Raw genomic sequence first — 13886 nt, 5'->3', positions numbered from 1 at the left:
GAGTCTCAAAAATTGAAAAAAATTATCGTTCTTTTATTATTAATCGGATTTAATTCTATTAATTTAAAAGGACAACAACAGGAGGAAAACAGCAGAGTTTTCAAAAAAGGAAGCTTTATGGTGTTCTGGGGATGGAATAATGCAAAATATTCAAAATCAGATATTCGCTTTAAAGGCGACGGGTATGATTTTCAATTAGATAATGTAGTTGCAAATGACAGACAGACCAAATTTGATTGGGGAACCTATTTTAATCCGGGAAGTATAACGATTCCTCAGGTTAATTATAGAATTACCTATTTTCCGAAAGATAATTTTGGAATTACCCTGGGAATGGATCATATGAAATATGTGATGGATCAAAACCAGAGTGTAAATTTAAAGGGGTACATCAACGATCCTAAATATGCAGATATGGTGAATGATGATAAAGTAGACTTAAGCAGTGAAGAGTTTTTAACATTCGAACACACTGATGGTCTGAATTACATCAATATCGGGGCTCAAAAGTATCATAACGTTTTAGATAAAAAACATCTTGATATCTTCCTGAGTTATGGAGCTGGATTAGGTGCTTTATTACCTAAATCTAATGTTAGACTGATGGGAAATGAAAGAAGTGACAGATTTCATTTAGCCGGGTTTGGATTGGATGCAAGAGCAGGTTTAAGTATGGTAGTCATTAAACATATTGTACTTCAGGCAGAAGGAAAGTTTGGATATATCAATATGCCGGATATTAAAACGACACTGAACAACAAGCCAGATAAAGCTTCTCAGGATTTTGTATATGCACAATTCAATTTTGGAGTCGGATATACTTTTAATACAACAAAAAAGTCAAATTAATTTGATTTTAATTAATAAATAGAACTATTGCTTACCGCATATAAAGCGAAAAAATATGAGCGAAGAGGTTAAGAAATTTAAAATAACGATAGACGGACAGACTGCCGAAGTTTTGCCCGGAACTTCTATTTTAGAAGCAGCCAGACAAATAGGAGGAAAATCTGTACCACCTGCAATGTGTTATTACAGCAAATTAGAAGCAAGTGGAGGAAGATGCAGAACGTGTTTGGTGGAAGTTTCTAAAGGTTCAGAAGCAGATCCGCGACCGATGCCGAAATTGGTAGCAAGTTGCAGAACCAATGTAATGGACGGAATGGAAGTGAAAAATCTTTCTTCTGATAAAGCACAGGAAGGCCGTAAAGCCGTTACCGAATTTTTATTGGTGAATCACCCGTTAGATTGCCCGGTTTGCGATCAGGCAGGAGAATGTCATCTTCAGGATTTAGGATATGAATATGGAGATCCTGACACAAGAACTGATTTCGAAAGAAATACGTATGATGCAGATGACTTAGGTCCTAATATCAAACTGAATATGAACCGTTGTATCTTGTGTGCAAGATGCGTTCTGGCAGCAAATCAACTGACTGGTGAGCGTGAACACGGAATACTTTTCAGAGGAGATCATGCTGAAATTTCAACGTATTTAAATAAAGCATTAGATAATGATTTCATCGGAAACGTAATCGACGTTTGTCCGGTTGGAGCATTAACAGACAGAACTGCACGTTTTACAAGCAGAGTTTGGTTTACAAAACCAATGAATGCTTCTTGTAAATGTGATAAGTGCTCTGGTAAAACTACTGTATATTTGAAAGGTGATGAAGTGGTAAGAGTTACTGCAAGAAAAGATCAGTGGGGAGAAGTCGAAGAATTCATCTGTGACACTTGCCGTTTCGAAAGAAAGAGCCTTAGCGACTGGAACATTGAAGGTCCAAGACATATCGACAGACATTCAGTAATTTCATTGAACCATTACGAGAAGCCTAAAGACGAATTAAGAGTTTTAGACAATCCGATGGCGAAAGAAATCAGCGAAAAAGACGAAAAATAATTTTAAAGACATCAGATTTCAGACATTAGATAACAGATTTAATCTAACCTCTAATTTCTAACTTCTCATATCTAATATCAAATAAAAAATGGATTTACTTACATTTAAATTAATACTTGTACTGGCACTTTTCCTGTTATCATTAACGATAGCGGCCTACTCTACTTGGGCAGAAAGAAAAGTGGCGGCTATTATGCAGGACAGAATCGGGCCTAACAGATCAGGACCATTCGGTTTGCTGCAGCCTCTTGCAGATGGTGGAAAATTTTTCTTTAAAGAAGATTTTACTCCGCAAAATGCAGAAAGATTCCTTTTTGTATTGGGACCAGCATTGGTGATGTTTATTTCATTGATTACCGGAGCCGTTATTCCTTGGGGAAAAACTTTGAATATTGGTGGTGAATCTTTCGATTTACAAGTGGCTAATATTGATGTGGGTGTACTATTCATCATCGGTATGGCTTCTATCGGAGTTTACGGCATTATGATCGGAGGTTGGGCTTCCAATAATAAATATTCATTATTAGGTGCAATTCGTGCTTCTTCGCAGATGATTTCTTACGAATTGGCGATGGGTTTAGCCTTGCTTTCTATTATCATGATGACGGGAAGTTTAGATTTAAAAGTGATTACCGAAACTCAGACTTCAGGTAAAATCTGGGGACTTTTTGAAATAGACGGATTAAACTGGAATATACTTTATCAGCCTTTAGCATTTTTAATTTTCTTTGTTGCGGCTTTGGCAGAAACCAACCGTCACCCTTTCGATTTACCTGAATGTGAATCTGAATTGGTTACAGGATATTCTACAGAATATTCTTCAATGAAGTTAGGATTGTATATGTTTGGTGAATATGTGAACATGTTTATTTCAAACGCATTTATCGTAGTTCTTTTCTTCGGAGGTTACAATTATCCTGGAATTGAGTGGGTAACTCAGAACTGGGGAGAAAATGCAGCTGGAATTTTAAGCATTGTAGCATTTTTAACAAAAACGATTGTCGGAATTTTGATCTTTATGTGGATCAGATGGACGTTACCAAGATTCAGATACGATCAGTTGATGCACTTAGGATGGAAAACTTTGATTCCATTAGCATTGGTTAATCTGATGATTACAGGAGCAGTAATTTTAGCTTTTGGAAATTAAAAAAATTGAATATAAATTAAGATAACAGACAAGATTGGTCTAACATCTAATATCTATAAATAAATGAAACTTACAAACAGATCAAAAGTTGTTTCGAATAAAGAGATGACCTTTTCTGAGAAAATCTACCTTCCGGCGATTTTTAAAGGAATGGGGATTACTTTTAAGCATGCTGTGAGAACCGTTATAAAAGGCGCACCTGCAGTATATTCTTATCCGGAAGTACAGAAACCGAGAGCAGATATCTGGAGAGGTCAGCATGTTTTGAAAAGAGATGAGGAAGGCAGAGAAAGATGTACAGCTTGCGGATTGTGCGCAGTCGCATGTCCTGCTGAAGCAATCACCATGACTGCTGCCGAAAGAACTAAAGAAGAAAAAGATCTTTACAGAGAAGAAAAATATGCATCCGTATATGAAATCAATATGTTGAGATGTATTTTCTGCGGAATGTGTGAAGAAGCTTGTCCGAAATCTGCAATTTATCTTACAGACCGTTTGGTGGATGTAGAAACCAACAGAGGTTCTTTCATTTACGGAAAAGATAAATTAGTTGAAAAAATTAATGAAAGGATTGACATCACAGAAAGACAGTCCGAGAAACAAAAAAATGCGGTAAAATAATGGATCAGTTTTTATTTTTCTTGGTGGCGTTTTTAGCAGTGTCAAGTGCGGTTTACTTCGTATTTGCGAGAAATCCTCTCTATGCTATTCTGTCATTAATTGTTACAATGTTTTCAATAGCCGGAATGTACATTCTTCTGAATGCTCAGTTCCTGGCCATCATACAGATCATCGTTTACGCAGGTGCAATAATGGTTTTATTCCTTTACATCCTGATGATGCTTAACCTTAATAAAGAAGACGAAAGTAAGAAGAACAATACTTTAAAGTTTGTTGGAGTTTTTACTGCAGGTCTTTTATTAATTGGGGTTTTAGGTGTTTTCAGAGGAGTTCAGGAGAAACATTTGGTTGTAGAAAATGTAGATAAAGGCGTTGGTCTTACCAAGAATCTGGGAAGACTTTTATTCAACGAATATGTTTTGCCGTTTGAGCTTGCTTCCATCCTGATTTTAGCAGGTATTGTAGGTGCGGTATTAATCGGTAAAAAAGATTTATAAATTATGGGAGAAGTAAATACTTTTATGCAAAGCGTCCCTCTGGAATATTTCATTATCCTTTCGTCAGTATTATTCTGTCTTGGGGTTTTGGGAGTATTGCTGAGAAAAAACGCGATTGTAATTTTGGGTTGTGTGGAGCTTATGCTGAATTCTGTAAACCTTTTGCTGGCTGCATTTTCAGCGTACAACGGGAACAGTGACGGGCAACTTTTAGTTTTCTTCATTATGGTGGTTGCTGCTGCAGAAGTTGCTGTAGGTTTGGCAATTATTGCGATGCTTTATAGAAATACCCGTTCTGTGGATGTAAGTATATTTAATAAATTAAGAGGATAAAGAATGGAGAATTTAGTGTATGCAATAATACTTTTACCACTTTTAGGTTTTCTTATTAACGGTTTATTCGGGAAAAATCTTCCAAAAATAGTGGTTGGAAGCTTGGCTACAATTGCTGTTTTCGGATCTTTCTGTATTGCGGTAAGCTTATTTCTGAATTTCGATTCTGAAAGCCAGCCCGTTATCGTAAAAGCTTTTGAATGGTTTAGAGTAAACGGAATTCAAATCAACTTCGGTTTCCAGATTGATCAACTTTCATTAATGATGATTATGGTCATCACAGGAATTGGATCTTTGATTCACCTCTACTCTATCGGATATATGAGCCATGATAAAGGTTTCTACAAGTTTTTTACTTATTTAAATCTATTTATCTTCTCCATGTTACTTTTGGTCATGGGAAGCAACTACTTAATCTTATTCATCGGATGGGAAGGGGTAGGTTTATGTTCTTACTTATTGATTGGTTTCTGGTACACGAACGAAGAATATGGGAAAGCAGCAAGAAAAGCTTTCATCATGAACAGAATTGGTGACCTTGCTTTGTTGATCGGAATCTTTATGATTGCCTCTCAAACAAACGCAGTTGATTACTTAACTGTTGCTCAGAACGCAGGAAAATTTGAATTAGACGGAACAATCATTATATTCATTACATCAAGTTTATTTATCGGTGCTACCGGAAAATCTGCTCAGGTTCCTTTATATACTTGGTTACCTGATGCGATGGCTGGTCCTACTCCGGTTTCTGCATTGATTCACGCAGCAACGATGGTAACGGCGGGTATTTATTTGGTGGTAAGATCAAACTTCTTATTTACTTTAGCACCAACCGTACAAGACGGAATTTTATTAATTGGATTCTTAACTGCATCATTGGCTGGTTTCTATGCGCTTCGTCAGAACGATATCAAAAAAGTATTGGCTTATTCTACGGTTTCACAGCTTGGTTTTATGTTCATTGCTTTAGGTTTGGGAGCTTATACAACGGCAATGTTCCACGTAATGACGCATGCTTTCTTTAAAGCTTTGTTATTCCTGGGTGCAGGTTCTGTAATCCACGCAATGAGCAACGAACAGGATATGCGTTTCATGGGAGGTTTGAAAAAATACATTCCTATTACGCATGCGACTTTCCTGATCGGTACATTGGCAATCTCAGGATTCCCTTTATTATCCGGAATGATTTCAAAAGACGAAATTTTAGTAGCGGCTTATGCTAAAAACCCGATTTACTGGGTGATGTTATTCATCTTAGCGGCTGTTACTGCAACCTATATGTTCAGATTGTATTACCTGACTTTCCACGGAGAGTTCAGAGGAACAGAAGAACAGAAACATCATTTACACGAAAGTCCATTAAACATGACTTTACCATTAATCGTATTGGCTGCCCTTTCAGTGGTTGGAGGTTTTATTAATCTTCCTCACTTTATCGGTCACGGTCATTATGCTAAATTAATGGAATGGTTAAAACCGGTTCTTACTGAAGAAAGTTATAACCAAATGGAAACTACTCTTTCCGGAGTTGACTTTAATACCGAGATGATCCTTTTAGGAGCAACGGTTCTGATGTTCTTCTCGGTTTGGTTTATTGTGAAAAACACTTATGTAAATAAGAAAAAGAGAGCTATCGCTGAAGACGATTATACAGGATGGGAAAAACTTTCTGCTAAGAAACTGTACGTTGACGAACTTTACAATGCATTGATTGTAAAAACTGTTGAAGGACTGGGACGTGGCGGAAAAATGTTTGATAAAGGCGTTCTGGATCGTTTTGTAGACTACGTGGGAGAAGGCGCTGAAGACAGCGGAAGATCGATGAAGCGTATACAGAACGGAAATGTAGAAAACTACATTCTGATCATGTCTTTAGCTGTGGGAATTATATTAATTGTTAACTTTATATTACAATAATGTCTTATTTACTATTAACATTATTACTTTTACCTCTAGTAGGTTCGGGATTGGTCTTTGCATGGAGGAATACTTCCAGCAAATACCTGGCATTAGGAATTGCTTTGATTCAAATGCTGCTTACCTTTTATGTTGTTTCGGATTTTGATTTTAATCCGACCGTAGACAGCGTATTGCAGTACGAGATTAACGAGCCTTGGTCGCAATTTATAAAAAGTAAACTTCATTTCGGAATTGACGGGATGAGTTTGCTTCTTTTACTGTTGACCAATATTTTGATGCCGATCATTATTCTTTCATCTTTCAACGAAAATGTAAGCTATAAAAATTCTTTCTACGGTCTGATTTTGCTGATGCAGTTCGGATTGGTTGGTGTTTTCACCGCTTTAGACGGATTGTTGTTTTACATTTTCTGGGAAGTAACTTTGATTCCGATCTGGTTTATCGCTGCACTTTGGGGTCAGGAAAACAAAAGACTGGAGTTCACTACAAAATTCTTCGTGTATACTTTCGTAGGATCTTTGTTTATGTTGGCAGGTTTAATCTACGTTTACAACCATTCAGCATCATTTGCTTTAACAGATTTGTATAACGCAGACCTTGGCGAAACTCAGCAAATCGTTGTTTTCTGGTTTATCTTCTTTGCATTTGCAGTTAAACTTCCGGTTTTCCCATTTCATACCTGGCAGCCGGATACTTATACCTACTCTCCTACTCAGGGATCGATGTTGTTATCAGGGATTATGCTTAAAATGGCAATCTACGGTGTACTTCGTTACTTAATTCCGATTACGCCAACGGCAATTTTCGGAATTTCCGGACAAATCGTAATCATTTTAGCAATTGTAGGAATTGTGCACGGAGCATTAATCGCAATTGTGCAGACCGATATGAAGAGAATCATTGCATATTCTTCTTTCTCTCACGTTGGATTGATGGTGGCAGGTATTTTCTCATCAGCGGTTCTTACTTTAAGAGGAACATTTACCATCGAAGGAGCTGAAGGAGCTTTGGTACAGACATTTGCTCACGGTATCAACGTGGCTGGTTTATTCTTCTGTGCTGATATTTTATATAAAAGATTTAAATCTAGAGACATCAGACAGATGGGAGGTTTGGCGAAAGTCGCTCCTAAGTTTGCCGTTTTGTTTCTGATTATCATATTAGGATCAATGGGCGTTCCATTAACCAATGGTTTTATCGGAGAATTTATTTTGATTAAATCGATCTTTGATTTTAATGTATTGGCTTCTGTAATTGCAGGTCTTACCGTTATTCTTTGCGCAGTTTATCTTTTAAGATTCTACGGAAAAGCAATGTTCGGACAGGGAGACGAAGCAGTCTTAAGCACAGCAAAAGATTTATCGGCAGTAGAATTTTCGGTATTGGCTAGTATTGCAGTATTTGTCATTGTATTAGGAGTTTTTCCTCAGCCGGTCATTGATATGGTAAGTAGTTCACTGAAGTTTATTTACACTTCAATGATTAACTAAAATTTAAATAGTAAAAGATTAAGAATTATTCAGAGAGCGTATAGATTAAAGAGAAAAGATAATAGATTAAGATTTTAAAGACTGTATTCTGACAACTTTAAACTTAAACAAACAACTTTACCTTTAAACCTTTCGATCTCCAATCTCAAATATAAATTATGAGTGTTTTAATTATTGTTTTCCTAACTGCAGTTGCTGCGTTATTTTCAGGAGTTTTTGAGCAAGGAAAACTCGCAAGATACATTGGTGTTTTTGGATTAATCATTGCCTTGTATGTGAGTTTCTTACCTGAAGCTTCATTTTTTGCGCAGTACAGACACATGTATGAATACAGTCTTAATACCGCTTTATTCACAAAAATATCTATAGTAACAACTTTGCTGCTGTTCTTCCTGGGAGGTTTTGCGTTTAGCAATCACAGAAGTCATCAGTCAGAATTGTATGCTTTGATGCTTTTTGCTCTTTGTGGCGGGATTATCCTTTTCGGTTTCCAAAACTTAGTGACTTTATTCTTAGGTATTGAGATTCTTTCTATTCCGTTGTACGTAATGGCAGGAGCGAACAAAACAGATTTAAGATCAAACGAAGCTTCTATTAAATACTTCCTGATGGGTGCATTTGCAACAGGTTTCTTGTTGTTTGGTATCGCATTTATCTATGGAAGTACAGGAACTTTTGATTTATATAAAATTCAGGAATTTACGGAAACCAACCCTAAAAACATCATGTTGATTTTAGGAGTTATTTTAATGCTTTGTGCAATGTCATTCAAAGTTGCTTTGGCACCGTTTCATATGTGGAGTCCTGATGTTTATGCAGGTTCGCCTTCACTGATTACGGCGTTCATGGCGAGTGTAGTGAAAATCTCCGGTTTCTTTGCACTGTTCAGATTAATGACCATCGGATTCTCTGGCGTAACTGCTGAATGGATCAATATTCTTGGAGTATTCCTGATCATCACTTTGGTTCTTGCGAATGTAATGGGACTGGCTCAAACCAATGCAAAAAGAATGTTGGCGTACTCATCAGTTTCTCACGCAGGATATATCGGTTTGGTTTTCTTCGGAATGAACGCCCTTTCTACGTATACATTAGCATTTTACTTATTCGCTTACTCACTTTCTACGGTTGGAGTTTTTATGTGTCTGATATGGGTAGAAAAAATAAAAAGAGAAACCTCTTTCGGAGCTTTCAAAGGATTGGCAAAAACAGAACCGTTATTGGCTGTTGTAGCAACCATCTCTTTATTATCAATGGCGGGAATTCCTTTGACGGCAGGTTTTATGGGTAAATTCTCATTGTTTGCTCAGGCATTGACAAAAGATGACAATACTTTCTTAGTCATTGTAGCAGTTCTAGGTTCGGCAATTTCTATTGCTTATTATTTAAGATTAATTATTGCGATGTTCTTCTTTAAAGAAAGCACTTTCAAAACTGCAGAAAAAGTAACGATTACTTACAATGTTGTGGCAGTAGTGATCATTGCTTCTTTAGTTGTACTTGGAGTTTTCCCTGATCTGTTTGCGAAGCAATTCGGATTGTAAAAATCAACTCTAAAAAATATACTCAGCCTTTCAATTTATTTTGAAAGGTTTTTGTTTTAGAATTCTCTTTAATTTCTACTATCTTCTTCTTTAATAATTTCATTCCTTAACAACTGCCCTCCCTGAAAAAAAGATTAAACATATTTTTTATCTTTATAAAATATAATATTTGATTTAATAATAGGACCACACGGAACAAGTACACAGTGACAATGGGATAAGTTAATTTAGATAAACAATGAATATGAGATTTTTACTAATAATGACTTTTTATCCCATGTTTTTCTTTAGTCAGAAAAAGGATACAATTGAGAACAACCTGTTATCATTATATTATAATGCTAATAATGATCTTTTTAGAGTTGTGGAAAAAAAAACAGGTAATGATTTTACAGGATGGGGAAAATATAAATCCTATGATGGTATGGAGTACAGATACTATGAAAATAATAAATTAGTGTATCTAGACTTTAGAGATTTTAACGATAATATTATAAAAAGAGTACTTTATTGTAACAATTATCGTAACTGTTTAGAGGAGCTTGAATTTTATGATTATAATGTAAAAAAGGTAAAGAGAAGATATTTTATTTGTGGTGATGTAGATGATGAAGGCGAAATAGAAGAACAAAAATGTGGAAAATATTATGAATACTATATAAACGGTCAAATAAAAGTAAAAGGTAATTATAAGAAAAATAAAGAAATAGGAGTATGGTTCTATTATGATGCTAAAGGGAAAATTAATAAAAAAGTTAATATAGATAAATAATTTTACGACGTATTTCCCGCTGCCGCACGAATGTTTACGATTTCATTTTATAAAGATATTTATTTTTGAAGTCTGACCTAAAAATAATTCACCAAAATTTCCATCTGCCAAACACCTAAAATAACTTACCGTTTTCATACCTTTACCTCCACAATTTTTTTCAGATTTTGTCGAATTTTTACAAGAAAGAAAGTCCGTTTCAGGTTTTTATATCGTTCAGAAAATATTTGGATGTGCTGGAGCATATTCGCTACAATGACCGTTTAGAATACCGTGCAAACTATGCAGAATCTCTGATTGAAAAAACCAAGAATTTTAAAGAATTACGAGATGGTTTTCAGGATCTTTTGGTGTTTGAAAAACATAAAGATCTCATCAGACTACTTTTGGCAGATCTATTCCCTACCGGATTGACGAGAAATGAAATAAAAGCTGCAGGAGTTCCGTTGACCAATCTTACCTTCAATTATACCGAAAGGTTTCAAAGTATTTTAAATGATGCCGGAAAAAATTTCGAAATTGAATTCCGGGACATCAGCGACGACGAATATTATGTGTTCTGCTGTTGCCTGATTTTGCAGACTTACCTGAAAAAAGAAGTTAAACTTACCATACCGTTCTATTACGACATTCCCGACAAACAGGGGATCATGAAGCATTATAAAATTACAGTCAATTCAGATTTCAGTGACGTTTATCCCGCAGAAGGCACAAAAATACCGTCTGATGAAGTTCTGGATATGCTTCTGGAAAATTTAGACGATTTACCGCTTTGGAAAAAATATTTCCCATCAGAATCTTGGATTTTAAACGGATTCAGCATAATTTCACTGGTCGACTGTACGTCCGAAGTTGCATTGTCTGATCTGAAATCGAGTATGATTAAAATAGATCTTGAAAATCCTACTCCCGACGAAAACCTGAAAGAAATTTTCAAGTCCTACTTCGACGTTGCCGACCTTAATTTCGGTTTAATGCTTTTTAATACTAAAAATAAAAGGCTTGAAAAACTTCCTATTTATGAGAGTATTTTCACCAATTATCTTCTTGATTTCTGGATCAATACTTTCGACGAGGAAGTACGAAAAACTGCTTTTGAGAACATCAGTTACAACTCAAAACCTGTTGTCGTTTCCAATGTAGATAAACTTGATGAGGAGATCAAAAAACTTCCGTCTTTCAGCATTTTAAAAGATCACAACATCAACAGCTTCATGGTCATTCCGATTATGAAAGACAACGAACTTCTTGCGATGATGGAGTTTACTTCACCGATAGCCAATAGTTTGAATGGGTTGAAACTTAAAAAACTGGAGTTCGTTGCAGACATGATCATTTTCTCTCTCAGTAGATTTTCTTACGAAAGAAACAATCAGATTGAAGCCATTATTCAGCGCGAATACACCACGATTCACGACAGCGTTATCTGGAAGTTCAGAAATGAAGCTGAACGTTATTTTAATGCTTATTTATCGAAAAAAATATATACTTTAAAAGAGATTTCGTTTAAAAATCTCACTCCTTTGTTCAGCTTTTCAGATATTCGTTCGTCATCAGACAAACGTTTCAAACTGATGCTTGAAGATATTAACCAGCAAATGGACGGACTTCAGGAAGTCATGTCGTTACTGAGTTCTTCAGATGCAGAAAAGTATTCTTTAGCTTTGGATATTTTTGAAAACGAATTGAATAACGAAATAAAAGCAGATACAGAACAGCGTTTTCAAAGACTTTTGCGTGAAGAGATTCATCCTTTTCTGCAAGGTCAGCTTGAAATAAAAAGTGATGAAATTATTAAAGATAAAATCAAAAAATATTTCAGTCAGGTTTTTACTCAAAATGATCTTTTTTATGCCAACAGGAAAAATTTAGACGATTCTATTACGCTTCTCAATCGCAAACTGGCAGATATTCTAGACCAAAAACAGGTCATTGCTCAGGAGATTTTTCCGCATTATTTTGAAAGGTTTAAATCTGATGGCGTAGAGCACAATCTTTACATCGGTCACAACATCGCTCCGGAATTACCGTACTCTGCAAAAGTTGTTCACGAGTTGAGATATTGGCAGCTGGAAACCATTTGCACGATGGAACAGGAATTTCATTTGTTTAAAAAAGATCTTCCGATTTCGCTTGATATTGCTTCATTGATTTTTGTTTATAACGAAAAAATAGACATTCGTTTCCGAATGGATGAAAAACGTTTTGACGTAGACGGAGCTTTTAATTCAAATTTTGAAATCATCAAAAAAAGGCTGGAGAAAGCCCACATCAAAGATTCTACAGAAAGAATTACCTGCCCCGGAAAAATCACCATCGTTTATTTCGGGATGGAAAATCAACGCGAATATTTACAATACATCAACCGACTTCAAAAGCAAAATGTACTGAAAGCTGATGTTGAATTTCTAAGAGTTGAAGATCTGCAGGGAATTACGGGATTATTGGCTTTGAGAGTTTCTTTTGTTTAGATTCTACAATCACAATCTAAGAAAAGCATAAGCAAAAGAAAGCACAGAAATAATAATTCCTGCCATGAAAATTTTGTAGGTAATCGACAGAAGCTTGTATTTTCTGTCTAAAACTTTCCCCAGGAAGTAAAGATCTTTTACCATAGAATCATAAATATAATCTCTGTCCTTGATCAAATCATGCATCGCACTGAGGTACTTGCCAAATTCCATCTTATGAAAATTTCCGAAGAACAGAAGGTTAACTTTTCGATCTGCGATATCCTTATCGGTAAACGTTGTTTTGGTGACATTCGGTTTTGTAGAAAGAATGGCAAAAATAATCGTTAAAACACTCGAAATCAACAGAAAAAATGTCGGAATAATCAAATGGGCATTTTTCGGTGTATCTAATTTAGGAACCAAAACAGAAAGACAAACTGAAATGATGATTGCATTCACAGACAATAAAATATTTGCTTTGCTGTCTGCAATATCACTTAATCTTGTATGATTGTTCAATGTAACCCGAAAAAGTGTGTCTACGCTTCTGTCAGATTTTGAGTCTTTATCTTTTTTGGAATCAGAATTTTCTTTTTTAGGTTTTTCTTCTTTATCGAAACTTTTTTCCAGTTTTTTTATGTTTTTCATCTTCAAAGGTTCCCAATTTTTCTGAGCATATTCTGTAAAATAACGGTGCTTGTTTTTCAGAAAATCTACATTCATTTTATGCCATTCTTCATTTGAAAAACACATCCCACCGGTAAGTTCCCACTCTTTTCGTAAAGCTTCTGCAGTGTCATTGTAAAACGGACTCGAAAAATGACTAAAATCCGCATCTTTCATTATTTCTTCCAAAAGGTTTTGAGGCTTGTAATATTTTTCCGTAGAAAGAATCAGTTGAGAAACATCTTTAATATATTGATCAGAAACATTTTCGGATGCAAGAAATTCTTTCATTAGAACTACCCCTCTATCTTCATGACCTTCGGCTTTGCAGTCTGTAAAACCTACATCATGAAACCACAGTGCAAGTAGAACTCTCTCACGCTCTTCATCAGAAACATTGGTATGATTCATAATTTCCTCTGCTTTCTGAACTGCAAAAGTGGTATGAATAAAATTATGATAAAAATATACAGAAGATAACTTATCTTTGAATAAGTTTTCTACATGATTTTTAGCGCGTTCTAAAATGGTCATTGC

General features: G+C 35.5%; 12 protein-coding genes. 11 read left to right on the top strand and 1 reads right to left on the bottom strand.

Annotated elements, in window-relative coordinates; translation table 11 throughout:
- Window positions 1-12: 12 nt before the first annotated feature.
- The 11 genes from ACZZ9T_RS07030 to ACZZ9T_RS06980 all read left to right on the top strand — a co-directional run bounded on the left by ACZZ9T_RS07030 (window position 13) and on the right by ACZZ9T_RS06980 (window position 12701).
- A complete protein-coding gene (locus ACZZ9T_RS07030; RefSeq protein WP_463441468.1) occupies window positions 13-849 on the top strand; it encodes a hypothetical protein in 837 nt (278 codons plus the stop codon).
- Between the two features lie 55 nt (window positions 850-904).
- Window positions 905-1903 carry an NADH-quinone oxidoreductase subunit G gene (locus ACZZ9T_RS07025; protein ID WP_463441467.1) on the top strand — a complete coding sequence of 333 codons (999 nt, stop codon included), beginning with the start codon at window positions 905-907 and terminating at the stop codon, window positions 1901-1903.
- An 88-nt stretch (window positions 1904-1991) separates the two neighbouring features.
- Entirely contained in the window at window positions 1992-3053 is a 1062-nt protein-coding gene (nuoH, locus tag ACZZ9T_RS07020; RefSeq protein ID WP_463430770.1) for an NADH-quinone oxidoreductase subunit NuoH, read from the top strand.
- A gap of 63 nt (window positions 3054-3116) precedes the next feature.
- The gene (locus ACZZ9T_RS07015) at window positions 3117-3674 is read left to right on the top strand and encodes a NuoI/complex I 23 kDa subunit family protein (RefSeq protein WP_463430769.1); all 558 of its coding nucleotides are present in this window, start codon (window positions 3117-3119) and stop codon (window positions 3672-3674) included.
- Window positions 3674-4171 carry an NADH-quinone oxidoreductase subunit J family protein gene (locus tag ACZZ9T_RS07010; RefSeq protein WP_242804485.1) on the top strand — a complete coding sequence of 166 codons (498 nt, stop codon included), beginning with the start codon at window positions 3674-3676 and terminating at the stop codon, window positions 4169-4171. The genes ACZZ9T_RS07015 and ACZZ9T_RS07010 overlap by 1 nt, the downstream gene beginning before the upstream one ends.
- Before the next feature lie 3 nt (window positions 4172-4174).
- Window positions 4175-4504 (top strand): NADH-quinone oxidoreductase subunit NuoK, encoded by a 330-nt coding sequence (gene nuoK, locus ACZZ9T_RS07005; RefSeq protein ID WP_047447237.1) that lies wholly within the window; start codon window positions 4175-4177, stop codon window positions 4502-4504.
- Between the two features lie 3 nt (window positions 4505-4507).
- Window positions 4508-6421, top strand: coding sequence for an NADH-quinone oxidoreductase subunit L (gene nuoL, locus ACZZ9T_RS07000; protein WP_463441466.1), 1914 nt, complete (start codon window positions 4508-4510; stop codon window positions 6419-6421).
- Window positions 6421-7914 carry a complex I subunit 4 family protein gene (locus ACZZ9T_RS06995; RefSeq protein ID WP_463441465.1) on the top strand — a complete coding sequence of 498 codons (1494 nt, stop codon included), beginning with the start codon at window positions 6421-6423 and terminating at the stop codon, window positions 7912-7914. The genes nuoL and ACZZ9T_RS06995 overlap by 1 nt, the downstream gene beginning before the upstream one ends.
- Window positions 7915-8072: 158 nt before the next feature.
- Complete coding sequence (locus ACZZ9T_RS06990) at window positions 8073-9458, top strand: NADH-quinone oxidoreductase subunit N (RefSeq protein ID WP_463441464.1); 1386 nt, start codon at window positions 8073-8075, stop codon at window positions 9456-9458.
- 244 nt (window positions 9459-9702) lie between these two features.
- Window positions 9703-10230 carry a hypothetical protein gene (locus tag ACZZ9T_RS06985; protein WP_463441463.1) on the top strand — a complete coding sequence of 176 codons (528 nt, stop codon included), beginning with the start codon at window positions 9703-9705 and terminating at the stop codon, window positions 10228-10230.
- 167 nt (window positions 10231-10397) lie between these two features.
- On the top strand, window positions 10398-12701 hold the full coding sequence (locus ACZZ9T_RS06980; protein ID WP_463441462.1) for a GAF domain-containing protein: 2304 nt from the start codon (window positions 10398-10400) through the stop codon (window positions 12699-12701).
- Between the two features lie 9 nt (window positions 12702-12710).
- Here the strand turns inward: ACZZ9T_RS06980 and ACZZ9T_RS06975 are convergent, their stop codons facing one another.
- Complete coding sequence (locus tag ACZZ9T_RS06975; protein WP_463441461.1) at window positions 12711-13883, bottom strand: Pycsar system effector family protein; 1173 nt, start codon at window positions 13881-13883, stop codon at window positions 12711-12713.
- Between the last annotated feature and the right edge of the window lie 3 nt (window positions 13884-13886).

The organism is Chryseobacterium sp. AC417 (genome assembly GCF_979258215.1).
This window is presented reverse-complemented; position numbering and strand designations above follow the sequence as displayed.

Excerpts from the sequence above, each read along its gene's own strand:
- ACZZ9T_RS07025 (WP_463441467.1), top strand. The coding sequence starts at position 905 with ATGAGCGAAGAGGTTAAGAAATTTAAAATAACGATAGACGGACAGACT.
- nuoH (WP_463430770.1), top strand. The coding sequence starts at position 1,992 with ATGGATTTACTTACATTTAAATTAATACTTGTACTGGCACTTTTCCTG.
- ACZZ9T_RS07015 (WP_463430769.1), top strand. The coding sequence starts at position 3,117 with ATGAAACTTACAAACAGATCAAAAGTTGTTTCGAATAAAGAGATGACC.
- ACZZ9T_RS07010 (WP_242804485.1), top strand. The coding sequence starts at position 3,674 with ATGGATCAGTTTTTATTTTTCTTGGTGGCGTTTTTAGCAGTGTCAAGT.
- nuoK (WP_047447237.1), top strand. The coding sequence starts at position 4,175 with ATGGGAGAAGTAAATACTTTTATGCAAAGCGTCCCTCTGGAATATTTC.
- nuoL (WP_463441466.1), top strand. The coding sequence starts at position 4,508 with ATGGAGAATTTAGTGTATGCAATAATACTTTTACCACTTTTAGGTTTT.
- ACZZ9T_RS06995 (WP_463441465.1), top strand. The coding sequence starts at position 6,421 with ATGTCTTATTTACTATTAACATTATTACTTTTACCTCTAGTAGGTTCG.
- ACZZ9T_RS06990 (WP_463441464.1), top strand. The coding sequence starts at position 8,073 with ATGAGTGTTTTAATTATTGTTTTCCTAACTGCAGTTGCTGCGTTATTT.
- ACZZ9T_RS06985 (WP_463441463.1), top strand. The coding sequence starts at position 9,703 with ATGAGATTTTTACTAATAATGACTTTTTATCCCATGTTTTTCTTTAGT.
- ACZZ9T_RS06975 (WP_463441461.1), bottom strand. The coding sequence starts at position 13,883 with ATGACCATTTTAGAACGCGCTAAAAATCATGTAGAAAACTTATTCAAA.